This window comes from Paracoccus sp. (in: a-proteobacteria), from assembly GCF_030536915.1.
Lineage (GTDB): Bacteria > Pseudomonadota > Alphaproteobacteria > Rhodobacterales > Rhodobacteraceae > Paracoccus.
Genome location: NZ_JAUNPC010000018.1, coordinates 3,776 through 18,110, shown reverse-complemented (window position 1 = coordinate 18,110; position 14,335 = coordinate 3,776). Strand labels below are relative to the sequence as shown.

12 protein-coding genes are annotated in these 14,335 nt (G+C 71.3%); 6 read left to right on the top strand and 6 right to left on the bottom strand.

The features are described from left to right. Nucleotides 1-40: 40 nt before the first annotated feature. Nucleotides 41-3,211, bottom strand: a complete 3,171-nt coding sequence (locus tag Q4F04_RS05040; protein WP_303368743.1) for a helicase-related protein — start codon at nt 3,209-3,211, stop codon at nt 41-43. 147 nt (nt 3,212-3,358) lie between these two features. On the opposite strand from Q4F04_RS05040, the gene hrpB reads away from it, so the two are divergent. Further along, nucleotides 3,359-5,782 carry an ATP-dependent helicase HrpB gene (gene hrpB / locus Q4F04_RS05035; RefSeq protein WP_303368742.1) on the top strand — a complete coding sequence of 808 codons (2,424 nt, stop codon included), beginning with the start codon at nt 3,359-3,361 and terminating at the stop codon, nt 5,780-5,782. Between the two features lie 80 nt (nt 5,783-5,862). Here the strand turns inward: hrpB and Q4F04_RS05030 are convergent, their stop codons facing one another. Beyond that, entirely contained in the window at nt 5,863-6,480 is a 618-nt protein-coding gene (locus tag Q4F04_RS05030; RefSeq protein ID WP_303368741.1) for a murein L,D-transpeptidase family protein, read from the bottom strand. Beyond that, nucleotides 6,477-7,679, bottom strand: a complete 1,203-nt coding sequence (locus Q4F04_RS05025; RefSeq protein WP_303368740.1) for a MalY/PatB family protein — start codon at nt 7,677-7,679, stop codon at nt 6,477-6,479. Before Q4F04_RS05025 ends, Q4F04_RS05030 begins: the two co-directional genes overlap by 4 nt. A 77-nt stretch (nt 7,680-7,756) precedes the next feature. Between Q4F04_RS05025 and def (Q4F04_RS05020) the strand changes: the two genes are divergently transcribed. From def (Q4F04_RS05020) to Q4F04_RS05000, 5 genes are all read left to right on the top strand, one after another. Then, nucleotides 7,757-8,275 carry a peptide deformylase gene (def, locus tag Q4F04_RS05020; RefSeq protein ID WP_303368739.1) on the top strand — a complete coding sequence of 173 codons (519 nt, stop codon included), beginning with the start codon at nt 7,757-7,759 and terminating at the stop codon, nt 8,273-8,275. Then, nucleotides 8,276-8,776, top strand: a complete 501-nt coding sequence (gene def / locus Q4F04_RS05015; protein WP_303368738.1) for a peptide deformylase — start codon at nt 8,276-8,278, stop codon at nt 8,774-8,776. 83 nt (nt 8,777-8,859) lie between these two features. Beyond that, a complete protein-coding gene (fmt, locus tag Q4F04_RS05010) occupies nt 8,860-9,753 on the top strand; it encodes a methionyl-tRNA formyltransferase (protein ID WP_303368737.1) in 894 nt (297 codons plus the stop codon). A 494-nt stretch (nt 9,754-10,247) separates the two neighbouring features. Beyond that, nucleotides 10,248-11,621 carry an MATE family efflux transporter gene (locus Q4F04_RS05005; protein WP_303368736.1) on the top strand — a complete coding sequence of 458 codons (1,374 nt, stop codon included), beginning with the start codon at nt 10,248-10,250 and terminating at the stop codon, nt 11,619-11,621. A gap of 30 nt (nt 11,622-11,651) precedes the next feature. After that, on the top strand, nt 11,652-11,888 hold the full coding sequence (locus Q4F04_RS05000) for an Lrp/AsnC ligand binding domain-containing protein (protein WP_303368735.1): 237 nt from the start codon (nt 11,652-11,654) through the stop codon (nt 11,886-11,888). Between the two features lie 4 nt (nt 11,889-11,892). On the opposite strand, the gene Q4F04_RS04995 is transcribed toward Q4F04_RS05000, so the two are convergent. Genes Q4F04_RS04995 through arfB form a run of 3 tightly spaced genes read right to left on the bottom strand, consistent with a single transcriptional unit; the run spans nt 11,893 to nt 14,215 of the window. Further along, nucleotides 11,893-13,308 carry an inorganic phosphate transporter gene (locus tag Q4F04_RS04995; protein ID WP_303368734.1) on the bottom strand — a complete coding sequence of 472 codons (1,416 nt, stop codon included), beginning with the start codon at nt 13,306-13,308 and terminating at the stop codon, nt 11,893-11,895. 8 nt (nt 13,309-13,316) lie between these two features. Then, nucleotides 13,317-13,790: an NUDIX hydrolase gene (locus tag Q4F04_RS04990; protein ID WP_303368733.1), complete on the bottom strand. Its 474-nt coding sequence runs from the start codon at nt 13,788-13,790 to the stop codon at nt 13,317-13,319. Next, nucleotides 13,787-14,215, bottom strand: a complete 429-nt coding sequence (gene arfB, locus Q4F04_RS04985; RefSeq protein ID WP_303368732.1) for an alternative ribosome rescue aminoacyl-tRNA hydrolase ArfB — start codon at nt 14,213-14,215, stop codon at nt 13,787-13,789. The genes Q4F04_RS04990 and arfB overlap by 4 nt, the downstream gene beginning before the upstream one ends. Between the last annotated feature and the right edge of the window lie 120 nt (nt 14,216-14,335).

Sequence of the window (14,335 nt, the reverse complement as noted above, 5' to 3'; positions counted from 1 at the left end):
ACCAGAGCCGGGCTTGGGTTCAGCCCGACGCGGCGTCCCTTCAGGCAGCTTGGGCCGGTTCCGCTTCCTCGCTGCTTTCCACGATCGCGGCCAGCAGTCCGGCCGTGCGGGTCAGCCTTTCGCGCGGGTCCTCGATCGCCTCGCGCAGCACAAGGCAGTCCTCCTTGCGCTCAAGGCCCTCCGCTTCCGGCGTCACCCCCTCGCGCGGGTAAAGGACGATGCCCGCGGGACCGGCGACCACGCGGGCGATGCCCGCCGCATGGGCGGCCTCGCGCAGGCGGACGATCTGCAGCAGGGTGCGGGCCTCGGGAGGGACATCGCCGAAGCGGTCCTCGAGTTCGGCTTCCAGCAGGTCCACGGCCTCCGAGGAATCCATGCGGGCAAGGCGCATATGGATCTCCAGCCGCGTATCCGGGTCGGCGATCCAGTTTTCCGGCAACCGCCCCTGCAGGCCCGGTTCAAGGTCGGGCGTCCAGCGCGCGTCCGCGCCGCCACGGGCCGACAGGGCATCGGCCAGCAGCCGCTGGTAAAGCTCGATCCCGATCAGCTTCATGTGGCCCGCCTGTTCCTCTCCCAGCAGATCGCCCGCGCCGCGCAGGTCGAGGTCGCGGGCGCTGATCTCGAAACCCGCACCCAGCCGGTTCAGCGTTTCCAGCGTCCGCAGGCGCTTGAGCGTCAGGTCGGGGATCGTCTTTCCGGCCTCGGTGAAGATCAGCATCTGCGCCCGCTGGTTGCCGCGCCCCACGCGGCCGCGCAACTGGTGCAGTTGCGACAGGCCGAAGCGGTCGGCCTTGCAGACGACCATGGTGTTGGCCTGCGGCACGTCCAGCCCCGCCTCGATGATGTTGGTGGCCAGCAGCACGTCGCCCTCGCCGCGGGAAAAGCGGATCATGGCCTCGTCGATCTCGGCGGCGGGCAGCTTGCCGTGGGCCTGCAGGATCTCGAAGCCGGGCAGAAGCTCGCGCAACTCGGCGGCCATCGGCTCCATGTCCTCGATGCGGGGGACAACGACGAAGCTTTGGCCCCGGCGGGCGCGTTCGCGCAGCAGGGCGGCGCGCAGGGTCGTCGCGTCGAAGGCTGCCACCGAGGTGCGGATCGGCTGGCGCCGCGCGGGGGGCGTGGCGATGACCGACAGTTGCTGCAGGCCGACCAGCGCCGATTGCAGCGTGCGGGGGATAGGGGTCGCGGTCAGGGTCAGGACATGGCCTGCCGACAGGTCGCGCAGCTTCCCCTTGTCGGCCGTGCCGAAGCGCTGCTCCTCGTCGATGATGACAAGGCCGAGGTCCTTGTAGGTGACGCCCTTGCCCGCGACCGCCCCCGTGCCGATCACGATGTCGATGGTGCCGTCGGCCAGTCCCTCCTTCACTGCCTTCTTCTCGGCGGCCGAGGACAGGCGGTGCAGCGCGCCGACCGTTTTGCCCAAGGGCGCGAAGCGGCGCTGGAATGTTTCCACGTGCTGTCGGGCCAGAACGGTCGTGGGGGCGGCGACGGCCACCTGCCGGCCTTCCAGCACGGCGACGGCGGCGGCGCGCAGCGCGACTTCGGTCTTGCCATAGCCCACGTCGCCGATCACCAGCCGGTCCATCGGCCGCCCCGAGAAAAGGTCGTCGCGCACCGCTTCGATCGCGCGGGCCTGGTCGGGCGTTTCGGTGAAGGCGAAGCCCGCGGCGAAGCGTTCATAATCGGCCGGGTCGCCTTCCAACACCGGGGCCTTCTGCCCCTTGCGCGCCTCGGCCAGTTCCGAAAGGGCTTGGGCGGTTTCCGCAACTGCCGCCTCGACCTCGTCCCTGCGCTTGCGCCAGCTTGATCCGTCCAGGCGGTCGAGCGTCACCGCCTCGGGTTCGGCCCCATAGCGCCAGATGCGGTGCGCCTGAAGGACCGGGACCAGCCGCACGCCGTCCGCCGCGTAGGTCAGGCGGATCGCCTCGCCGGGCTCGCCTTCGCCCAGGTCGGGCAGGGGCTCGATGCCCGCGACCACGCCGATGCCGTGGTCCTCGTGCACCACCACGTCGCCGATGCGGATGCCGACCTGATCGAGCAGCGTCTGGCCCGTGGCCACGGCATCCTCGCGCAGCGCCCGGCTGCCCAGCAGGTCGGCGGCGGCGACGGCCAGGACGCCGTCGCGCCGGAAGCCGCGTTCGGCGGGCATGGGCAGGGACAGGAGGCTGCCGGGTTCGGCCTGCGCGACTTCCTCCCATGACGCGGCGGGGCGGATCGTGCGTTCCAGCAGCCTGGCCGCGCGGCGGGACAGGAAGCGCAGGTCGCGCTCGCTGCCCAGAAGGACCAGCCGCTCGCCCGAATCGAAGGCACCACGGGCGGCGCGGGTGAAGGCGCGTTCCGGCGCGCGGCTTTCGACGAAGCGCGGGGGCGGATCGCCTGCCTGCGCCAGTTCCAGCGTCTCGCGCCCCTTGATCGAGGCCGCCCATGCCTCGTCGGGCAGCACGCGGCGCAGGGCGGCGGCGCTGCCGATCTCGGCGCCCAGCTTCAGGACGTTGCGGCGGCGCCTGTCGGAAGCAGGGGGCAGGACCAGCCGTGCGCCGGGCAGATGGTCGGGCAGGGCGCAGCGCGTCTCGCCCAATGCCGGCTCGGTCACGGGGGCGATGGCGCAGGATTGGACCTCGGAAAGGGTGCGCTGATCCAGAATGTCGTAGAGGCTGATCCAGGCGATTCTGCCCTCCGCCACCTCGATCCGCACCGGGTCCTCGGATTGCGCGGGGAAGACGTCCAGCACCTGCCCGCGCAGGGCCACCTCGCCCGGCTCGTCCACGCGGTCGTCCTCGGCATAGCCCAGCGCCACGATGGAATCGCGCAAGGCGGTCAGGTCGAGTTCGGTGCCAACCGTCACCGACAGCAGCTCGGCCGGGATCTCGGAAGGCGCGGGCCAGGCCATCGCCAGCGCATCGGCCGTGGTGATCAGGGCGACAGGGCCGCCCTCGCGTTCGCGCAGCCGCGACAGCCCCGCATTCCGCAGGCCGATGTTGGCGGGCGAGGCGGGCGAGCCGTCACCCGGCAGCGCGTCGCTTTCGGGCAGAAGGATCACCTGCGCCCCCGGAGCGGCGACGGCCAGTGCGCGGGCGACGGCGATGGCGTCGGTTTCCGATTCGGCGGCGAAGAGGATGTCGCCCTGCGGCAGGGATTCGGCCAGCGCCGCGGCGGTTTCGGCATTTCCAAGGCGGCCGGCGGGCCGGGCCTTCCCGGTGGATGGGGACATGATGGCTTTCGGCAAAGGATCGGGTCCGGGGGCAATCAGGTCCGTGCCCGGCCCTTCCTGCGTCAGCTTCAACGACATTCGTGCAAGCCGGTTCCGGCGCGGAGGGCAGGTTTGCAGCCGCGCGCGTTTTCGGCCACGACAAGGGCGATGACCGACGCCCGATCCCCCGACGCCCTTCCCATCGACGACGCGATCCCCGAACTGCGGGCGGCGCTGGCCGAACATGGCCGCGCGGTGCTGGTGGCGCCGCCCGGGGCGGGCAAGACGACGCGGGTGCCCTTGGCGCTGCTGGACCTGATCCCCGGCCGCATCGTGATGCTGGAGCCGCGCCGCCTGGCCGCCCGCGCCGCGGCGGAGCGGATGGCCTCGACTCTTGGAGAGGCGTTAGGAGCAACGGTCGGCTACCGCATCCGTGGGGAAGCTGTGCCGGGCAAGCGAATCGAGGTCGTGACCGAGGGCATCCTGACCCGCATGATCCAGTTCGACCCCGACCTTCCGGGGATCGGCTGCGTGATCTTCGACGAGTTCCACGAACGCAGCCTGAACGCCGACCTCGGATTGGCGCTGGTCTGGGAAAGCCGGGGGGCGCTGCGGCCCGATCTGGCGGTGCTGGTGATGTCGGCGACGCTGGACGCCGAACCCGTCGCCGCGCTGCTGGACGCAGCACCCGTGGTGCGGTCTCTGGGCCGGGCCTATCCGGTGGAAACGCGCTGGCTCGACCGGCCGCTGCCGGCAGGTGCACGGCTGGTCCCCGAGGCCGCCCGCCTGATCGCTGAGGCCGAGGCCGAGACGCGCGACACCGGCGGCACGATCCTGGCCTTCCTGCCGGGCGAGGGCGAGATCCGCCGCTTGGCCGCGCTGCTGGACCTGCCCGCCGAGATCATGCCGCTTTATGGCGCGATGGACCTTTCGGCGCAGCGGGCCGCCTTGGCCCCGCCCGGTGAGCAAAGGCGGATCGTGCTGGCGACGGCGATCGCGGAAACCTCGCTGACGATTCCGGGCGTGCGGGTGGTGGTGGATGCGGGACGGGCGCGGCGGGCGCGCTTCGATCCCGGTTCCGGCATGACGCGGCTGGTGACCGAACGCGTCAGCCGCGCCGAGGCCGAGCAGCGCCGCGGCCGCGCGGGCCGGGTGGCGTCGGGCATCGCTTACCGGATGTGGGCGCGGGCCGAGGAGGGGAGCCTGCCCGCTTTCGCCCCGCCCGAGATCGCCACCGCCGACTTGGCGGGCCTCGCGCTGGAACTGGCCGCCTGGGGGTCCGGCGAGGGGCTGGCCTTCCTGACCCCGCCCCCCGCCGCCGCGCTGGCCGAGGCGCGGGCGCTGCTGGAAGCCTTGGGCGCGCTGAAGGACGGGGGGATCACCCCGCATGGGCGCGCCTTGGCCGCGCTGCCGCTGCACCCGCGGCTGGGGCACATGCTGCTGAGCGCGGGGCGCGCGGCGGCGGACCTCGCCGCGCTGATGGCTGAGCGCGACCCGGTCCGCGGCGCGCCCGCCGACCTGTCCCTGCGGCTTCAGGCCATCCGCGACCCCCGCGCCTATGCCGAGCGCCACCCTTGGCCCGCCGACCGCGGCACCGTCGAGCGCATCCGCGTCGAGGCCCGCCGCCTGCGCCGACTCGCGCCGGACGCGCCCCCGATGAGCCCAGGCGAGATGGCGGCGCTGGCATACCCTGACCGCATCGGGTTGCGCCGCAAGGGGGACGCGCCACGCTATGTGCTGTCGGGCGGCAAGGGCGCAGTGCTGGCCGAGGGCGACCCTCTGGGTGCGCAAAGGCTGATCGTGGCGACCGACCTCGATGGTGACGCGCGTGAGGCGCGGGTGCGGATGGCGGCTGCGCTGGACGAGGCGGACCTGCGGGCGCTTCATGCCGACCGGATCGAGGCGGTGGAACGGGTCGCATGGTCCCGCCGCGAGGGCCGGGTACTTGCCCGCCGGCAGGAACGGCTGGGCGCGCTGGTCCTGTCCGACCGGGCGCTGGACGATCCCGAGTCCGAAGCCGTGGCGCTTGCGGCTTGGGAGGGGCTGCGCGACCTCGGCCTGCCCTGGACGCCCTCGGCGCGGCGGCTGCGGGCGCGGATCGCGCTGGTGGAGGGGATGCCGGATGTCAGTAATGCGGCGCTTCTGGCCGATCCGGGCTGGCTGCTGCCATGGCTCGGCCGCGCCCGCACGACCGCCGACCTGCGGGCGCTGGACCTGACCGAGCCGCTGAAGGCGCTGATCGGCTGGGACGGCCAGCGACGGCTGGACGAAGCGGCGCCCGCGGCCTTCGTCTCGCCGCTGGGCCGCCGCATCCCCATCGACTACGACGCCGAGACGCCCACCATCGAGGCCCGCCTGCAGGAACTGTTCGGCGTCACCCGCCATCCCATGGCGGGCAACCGCCCCCTGCGCATCCAGATGCTGTCGCCGGGCGGCAAGCCCGTCGCGGTGACGACCGACCTGCCCGGCTTCTGGGCGGGGGGCTACGGCGATGTCCGCAAGGACATGCGCGGGCGCTATCCGCGCCATCCCTGGCCCGAGGACCCGACGACGGCAGACCCGACGGCGAGGGCCAAGCCGCGCGGGACGTGAAGATGGGGGCTTTGCCCCCGCCGCGCTGCGCGCGACTCCCCCAGGATATTTGGACAAAGAAGAAAGACGATCCGGGCGGCCTACGGCCTGATCTCGACCTCAGTGCCGATCCGCGTATGGGCGAAAAGCTCGCGGATTTCGGGGTTGGTGACGGCGATGCAGCCGGCGGTCCAGTCGCCCCTGACCTTGAAGCCCTCGTCGACCTTGTTGGGCTGGCCGTGGATCATGATGTCGCCGCCCGGATCGACACCCTGCGCTCGGGCGCGGGTGCGGTCCTGAGAACGGGGATAGTCCAGTCCGAGCGACAGGGTGAAGCTGCTGCGGTCGTTCAGGCGGTCGATCCTGAAGATGCCCTCGGGGGTCTTGCCGTCGCCCTGTTTCACCTTGTCGCCCGTGGGCGCGAAGCCCAGCGCGATGGGCATCACGCGCGGGTTGCCGTCGCGCTGGAAGATCGTCATGCGGCGCGCGGCTTTCTCGACCAGGATGCGCTGAACCGGGCTGGTGATCGCGGGCGCGGGCCGGGGGATGCGGATCTCGGGCAGGCGCGGCGGGCGCGGGACGGGGATGTTCAGGGCCGGCGGCGGCACCGGCACAGGCAGAGTCGGGGGCAGCGGCACAGGCAGGGGGATGCCGCCGGTCCAGGCGAGCCACCCGGCCAGCGCGACTGCCCCTAGCGCGCCCATGCGCAGCGGCCTCATTGCAGGTCGGCGAAGGCCTCGCGCAGGCGGTCTGCGGCCTCGGCCACCCGCGCGCGCGGCGTGGCGAGGTTGAAGCGCATGTGACCCGCGCCGCCCAGGCCGAAGCTTTCGCCGTGGTTGGCGGCGATCCGCGCACCCCTTTCAATGCGGCGATGGATCTCGGCAGGCTCCATCCCGGTGCCGGTGAAGTCCACCCAGGCGAGATAGGTTGCCTGCAGAGGCATGGAGTTGGCGCCTGGGATGGCGTTCACGGCCTCGTCGAAGATGAGCGCGTTACCGGCGATGTAGTCCACCAGCGCATCCACCCAGACCGCGCCTTCCGGCGAATAGGCGGCTGTCACCATCGGCAGGCCGAAGAGGCCGGGCGAGATGCCCAAGGCCATCATCCGCGCCTTGTAACGCTCGCGCAGCGTCTCGCCGGCGATGATGGCATTGCCCAGATGCGCGCCGGCGATGTTGAAGGTCTTGGTGGCCGCGGTCAGCGTCACCAGCCGGTCCTCGATCTCGGGCGCAGCCAGCGCCGTGACGCTGTGGCGGGGGGCTCCGGGCAGGACGAGGTCGTGGTGGATCTCGTCCGAGACGAGGATCAGGTCACGGGCACGGCAGAAACCGGCGATCTCGCGCAGTTCCTCGGGAGTCCAGACCCGGCCGCCGGGGTTGTGGGGCGAGCAGAGGATCAGCATCCGCTCTCGGCCCGTCAGGCGCTCCTCCCAGCCGTCCCAGTCCAGCGCGTATTGGCCCTCGCGGCTCGCCAGCGGCAGCTCCGTCACCGTGCGGCCCGCCGCTTTGATGACGCGGGCAAAGGCGTGGTAGACCGGCGTCATCAGCGCCACCGCGTTGCCTGCTTCGGTGAAGGCATCGACCGCCAGCGCCGTGCCGTTGACGAGGCCGTGGACGGAGAGGATGTGATCACGCTCGACCTGCCAGCCGTGGCGGGTCCGCATCCACCAGCGGATCGCGTCGAGATAGGGCTGGTTCACGCCGGGATAGCCGTAGACGCCATGGGCGACGGTGTCCTCCAGCGCCTGGCGGACGCCCAAGGGCGCGGCGAAGTCCATGTCGGCGACCCACATCGGCAGGGCATCGGGCGCGTCCAGCCCGAAGACCCCGGCCATGTCGTCCCACTTGTTGCACATCGTCCCCCGCCGCTCGATCGGCGTGTCGAAGTCGGGGGCGGCGAAGCGGTCGGGTTTGTTCATCGGGGGTCTCCTGTCACGCGCGCCCGACCATAGCGGCTTGTTGCGCGACGGAAAGCCTTGTCCTATGTGCGGATGCCATGACGCGCCCCATCCTTCTGTTTCCCGATCCCCGGCTGAAGAAGCCCTGCGCCCCCGTGGGCCGGATCACGCCCGAGATCGAGGCCCTGGCCGGTGAGATGCTGGCCACCATGTATGCCGCGCCGGGCGTGGGCCTGGCCGCGCCGCAGGTGGGTGTGCTGAGCCGCCTGTTCGTGATGGACTGCACCAAGGATGCGCAGGCGCCCCGCGCACCCCTGATCATGGTGGACCCCGAGATTGTTTCCACCTCGGAGGCGCTGAACACCTATGAGGAAGGCTGCCTGTCCTTCCCCGAGCAGTATGCCGAGGTGACGCGTCCCGCCGAGGTGCGGATGCGCTGGACCGGGCTGGACGGGAAAAGCCACGAGCGCGACTTTGACGGGCTGTGGGCCACCTGCGCGCAGCACGAGCTGGACCACCTGAACGGCAAGCTGTTCATCGACCACATCGGACCGATGAAGCGGCAGATGATCGCCCGCCGGATGACCAAGATGAAGCGCGAACTGGCGCGGGCCTGAATGGCGGTCCGGCCCTTCATTCCCTATGCCGACCGGCGGCTGCACACGCCCGCAGCAGCGGTTGAGGCGGTCACGGACGAGATCCGCGCGATCTGGGACGACATGGTGGATACGATGGAGGCGATGCCGGGCGTGGGCCTCGCTGCGCCGCAGATCGGGGTGATGCTGCGGCTGGCGGTCGTGGATGCCTCGGAGGGGCGGGGGCAGGCGGTGCGGATGGCGAACCCGCAGGTTCTGCACGCCTCGGTGAAGATGCGGTCGCACGAGGAGGCCTCGCCCAACTTGGCCGGAGTCTCGGCGGTGATCGAGCGGCCGCGGGCGGTGACGGTGCGGTTCCTCAACGAAGGCGGAGAGGTCGAGGAGCGGGACTTCGTGGGCCTGTGGGCGACAAGTGTGCAGCACCAGATCGATCATCTGGATGGGCGGATGTATGTGGACCGCCTGTCGGCGCTGAAGCGGCGGATGCTGGTGGCCAAGGCGGTGAAGCTGGCGCGCAGGTAGAGGCGCCGGACCGGGGCTCTGCCCCATCGTCGTATACGACGATCCCGGGATATTTATACGATGAAGAAAGAGGGGAGCGGGTGATGCGCGTGATCTTCATGGGAACGCCCGAGTTTTCCGTTCCAGCCTTGCAAGCCATTGCCGCACGGCATGAGGTCGTCTGTGTCTATTCGCAGCCGCCACGGGCGGCGGGGCGGGGGCAGAAGCCTCGGCCCTCGCCGGTGCAGGCGGCGGCCGAGGCGTTGGGGATTCCGGTGCGGAATCCGGTCCGGCTGAAGGGGGCCGAGGAGCAGGCAGAGTTTGCGGCGCTGGATGCGGATGTGGCGGTGGTGGTGGCCTATGGGCTGATCCTGCCGCAGCCGGTGCTGGATGCGCCGAGGCTCGGGTGCCTGAACATCCATGCCTCGCTGCTGCCGCGCTGGCGGGGGGCGGCGCCGATCCATCGCGCGGTGATTGCAGGAGATGCCGAGACCGGCGTCGCCATCATGCAGATGGAGGCGGGGCTGGATACCGGGCCGGTGCTGGCCGAGGCGCGGACGCCCATCGGGGTGGAGGAAACAACCGCGGACCTGCATGACCGGCTTGCCCGGATGGGCGCTGATTTGATCGTCGATGTGCTGGACTGCCTGCCGCTGCCCGCCGTGCCGCAGGCGGCCGAGGGCGTGAGCTATGCCGCCAAGATCGACAAGGCCGAGGCGCGGATCGACTGGACCCGTCCCGCCGCCGAGGTGGACCGCCTGATCCGGGGACTGTCGCCCTTTCCCGGCGCTTGGTGCATGGCGGGGGGCGAGCGGCTGAAGCTGCTGCGCTCGCGGCTGGCCGAGGGGCAGGGCGCACCGGGCGAGGTGCTGGGCGGCCTGACCGTCGCCTGTGGCGGGGGGGCGGTCGAGATCACCGAGGTCCAGCGCGGGGGCAAGCGCCCGATGCCCGCCGCCGAGGCGCTGCGGGGGATGTCGCTGCCTGCGAAGCTGGAATGAAGGGCAACGGCGAGCGCCCGGAGGCCCGCCGATATGGAATTGCCCGGAAGCTCGCAGAAGCGGTGTCTTTCGTCCTAAGGGTTTGAGGGTGGGAGTCCGTTCCGGCGGAAATGCTGCCTAGCATGAGGGTATGGTCGTCTGACAGGCTGGGCGCGGCTTCTGCCATGTTTCCAGCGAGGACCTTTCGCCCGTGAGGGCAGCGCTGCCCTGAGACACCGCTTTGACCTGAACGGCAGGCCCGTGTCTCGCAGAGAAGAAAGGCCGGAGGCGCCTCTTTCCGATAAAATTGCGCCCTGTTGCCCACAACCCGGACAGGGTTGCAGGTGATCCCAAGGGCTGGGCGCCTGCCTGACCGAACGGCCATGCCGTGCGGCCACCGGCGGGCAGATGCGACGGCTGCCAGAAAGTGACGGTGCGCACTTGCCGCTGACACCGCGTTGCGCCCTTGGCCGGCGCCCTTCCCGTGCCGCGTGATTGAGAGTAACGGGCGAGGCATGAGCCTGCGCCCCCACCTGACCGCCACTTTCCTTCTCGGCCTGCCGCTGGTCGGCACCCATGTCAGCCGGATGCTGATCGGGGTGACGGATACCGTGCTGATCGGCCGCTACGGCGTCGATGAACTCGCGGCGCTGGTGCTGGCGACGTCCTATTTCTTCATCCTGACCATGCTGGGGTCCGGCTATGCGCTGGGGGTCATGGGGGTGATCGCCAATGCGCGGGCGCGGGGCGACGCGGCCGAGCTGCGGCGGGCCACGCGGATGGCGCTGTGGCTGTCGGTCCTTCATTCTCTGCTGATCGTGCCGCTCTTGTGGTGGTCGGGGCCGATCCTGTCGGCCTTGGGGCAGGAGCCCCGGGTCGCCGCGCTGGGGCAGGAATGGCTGCGGGCGATGATCCCCGCGATGCCCGCGGTGCTGGCGGCGATGGTGCTGAACAGCTATCTCGCGGCGCTGGGACGGCCGAACCTCGCGCTGCTGGTGAACCTGGTCGGGCTGCCGGTGAATGCGTGGCTCAACTGGTTGCTGATCTTCGGCGAATGGGGGCTGCCGGAACTGGGCGTGCGCGGCTCGGGGATCGCCAGCCTTTCGGTGAACTGGCTGCAGCTTGCGGCGCTGGCCGCCTGCGCCGCATGGGTGCCCGAGGGACAGCCTTACAACCTGTTCCAGCGGCTCTGGCGGCCGGACTGGGCGGCGTTCCGGTCGGTCTTCGCGCTCGGGCTGCCGATCGGGCTGACGCTGGTGGCGGAAACGGGGATGTTCACCGGCGCCAACGTCTTGATGGGCTGGTTCGGGGCCGAGCCGCTGGCCGCCCATGGCATCGCCCTGCAGATCGCGGGGCTGACCTTCATGGTGCATCTGGGCATCTCGAATGCCGCAACGATCCGGGTGGGATCGGCGCATGGGGCGCGGGACGCGCAGGGGCTGCGCCTGGCGGCGCTGGCCGCGGTCCTGCTGTCTGCGGGCTTCGCGCTGGTCCCGATGGCCGCTTTCCTCACGATCCCCGAGGCGCTGACCGGCCTTTACCTCAACCCCGCCGACCCGAGGGCGCCGGTGATCGTGGCGCTGGCGGCCTCGCTGATGCTTTACGCGGGGCTGTTCCAGCTGGCCGACGCCATGCAGGCCATCGCGCTGGGGCTGCTGCGGGGGGTGCAGGACACGCGGGTGCCCATGGTGCTGGCGGTGGTCAGCTACTGGCTGGTCGGCCTGCCCGCCGGCTGGCTGCTGGCATTCCCCTTGGGGATGGGGCCGCCGGGGCTGTGGATGGGGCTGCTGGTGGGCCTTGCCACGGCCGCCGCCCTGCTGATGTCGCGGTTCTGGCGCTGGGCCGGGGCACGGGGGACCGCTCTGGCAGGCACTCCGCAAGCCCGCTAGACTGGTCCCCGCCCTGCCTGCGAGGTTCCCATGCGTCCCGTCTTTGTCCAGATCCGCTGCATCCCCGGCAAGACCTACGAGGTCGCCGACGCCATCTACGACCGCGAGGTGGTGAGCGAGCTTTACTCGACCTCGGGCGAATACGACCTGCTGGCCAAGGTCTATGTCCCCGAGGATCAGGACGTGGGCCATTACCTGTCCGAACGCCTGTTCGACATTCCCGGCATCAACCGGACGCTGACGACGATGACCTTCCGCGCCTTCTGACGTTTCAGGCGATCATCCAGGCGATGACCGCGGCCAGCGCCCCCGCGGCGGGAAGCGTCACAACCCAGGCGGCCAGAGTCCGCAGGACGGCGGCACGGCGCACAAGCCGGCGGCGGTGCAGTTCCTCGGGCGGCAGGGGCGCGCGGATGCGGGTCTTGGCGCTGCGGAAGCGACGCTCCTCCCATTCGCGGTAGAAGCCGACGCCGAAGACGCCGCCCACCGCGACATGGGTGGTGGACACGGGCATCCCCATTCGCGTCGCCGCCAGCACTGTCAGCGAGGTCGCCAGCGACACGCAGAGCGCGCGGGCGGTGTTCAGCCGCGTAATCCGGCTGCCGACCATGTGGACCAGCCGCCGCCCGAACAGCAGCGCGCCCAGCGCGATCCCCGCGCCGCCCAGCGCCAGCAGCCGGATCGAGGTCGGCTCGGCCTCGGGCCACAGCGCGGTTGACCGCCCCAGCACGGCAAGCGGCGCCACGATGTTGGCCACGTCGTTCGAACCGTGGCTGAAGCCCATCAGAATCGCCCCCAGCACCAGCGGCGGCCCCAGCAGCCGGTCCAGCATCTGCCGGTCGGGATGACCCGCCGCGATCTCGCCGGCCATGCGAAGGCGGGCGGCAAGGACGGATGCGGCGCTGACGGCCGCCGTTGCCATGGCGATGGCGGGGGCGCTGACGCCGTTCAGCGAAAGGGCGTTGACGGTCAGCACGGCGGCGATGCAGCCCACGACCCATGGCAGCCAGTGCGCGGCCGCGCGGGTGCGGTCGGGCGCGCGGTGGATCGCCCGGCGCAGCAGGCCCAGCAGCGCCGCCCCCGTCAGTGCCGCGACAACGGGCGCGGCAACCCAAGCCGTGGCGATCCTGGCCAGCCCGCGCCATTGCAGCGCCTCCGGCCCGAAGACGGCCAGCCCCGCGCCTGCGATGCCGCCCACGACGGCATGGGTGGCGCTGACCGGCGCCCCCGCCCAAGTGGCCAGCGCGATCCAGATGGCGGCGGCCAGCATCGCGGCCAGCATGACGGCGGCAGGCTCGACCCCCTGCTGCATCAGGCCGGCGGGCAGGATGCCGGTCGTCAGCGTCTCGGTGACACGTTCGCCCGCCAGCACGGCGCCCGCGATCTCGGCCAGCGCCACCAGGGTCAGGCCCGCGCCCATCGAGATCGCGCCCGCGCCGACCGGCGGGCCCAGCGCGTTCGCCACGTCATTGGCCCCGATGGACAGGGCAAGGAATGCAGCGACGAGCAGCCCGCCGGCCAGCATCCCCGAAGGGGCGGCGCCCGCCATGGTCCCGATGATCGCGACCATGGCCGCGAAGGTCAGGGCAAGGCCCAGCCGGACCACGGCGCGCGTCGAATGAAGCCCCGCGCTTTCGGCGTTGGCCATCCGGTCCAGATCCTTGTCGAGAATTCGGAACTCGGCCATCCGTGCCCTCAGGCGCGCGCCGGAAGGGGCGCGGCCCGGCGGCGGGGGGCAAGCCTTGCAAGCATGGCGGCAAGCTCGGCCTCGGCCACCAGCCCGGCGGCCTTTTCGGGGGCGAACCAGCGCCGGGTGCGCTGCGGCTGTTCGGGCCAGCAATCGGCCAGCGCATCGACGGGGACCAGGAACACCCGCACCTCGACCGGGATGGCGAAGCCGCGGTCCTGCGTCTTGTCGTAATGGTAGATGCCCAGATCCTCGGCGGCCTCGGCGCGCACGCCCGCTTCCTCCCACGCTTCCTGCAGGGCGGCCTGCGCCAGCGTGCGGCCGGGCATGGGCCAGCCTTTGGGGATGATCCAGCGCCCGGTGTCGCGGCTGGTGATCAGCAGCACCTCGCCCGACGCGGGATCGCGGCAGACGGCGCCGGCCTGCAGCCGGGGCGAACGGGCCCCGAGAAGCCGGGCAAGATTGCGGCGCAGGTCCTTCATCCGTCCTCCGCCATGCCGACGGACCCGCGCAGTGCCTTGACGGTGCCGCGCTGCGCCTTGGCGGCCAGGCGGCGGCGCTGGCTGCCCAGCGTCGGGCGGGTGGCGATGCGCGGGCGGGGTGCTTTCAGGGCCGAGCGGATCAGATCGGCCAGCCGCTCGCGCGCGATCTCGCGGTTGCGGGCCTGGCTGCGGGTGTCCTGGACCTGGATCAGGATCGCCCCGTCGCTGGTCCAGCGCCGTCCCGCAAGCCGCCGCAGCCGCGCCTTGACGGGCGCGGGCAGGTGGGGCGAGCGTTCGGCCTCGAAGCGCAGCTCGACGGCGGTCGAGACCTTGTTGACGTTCTGTCCCCCCGGTCCCTGCGCGCGCGTGAACTGCTCCGACAGCTCCCAGTCGGCGATGGCAATGGTGTCGTTGATCCGCAGCATGGGGGAAAGATGCAAATCCGGACGCGGGATGAAAAGGGGCCAAGGGATAATCTATGTTCACTTTCGCGACCTTGAGGGCATTTCGCGAGGTTCGGGAAGGGCCGGGGCGGCTGATCTGTC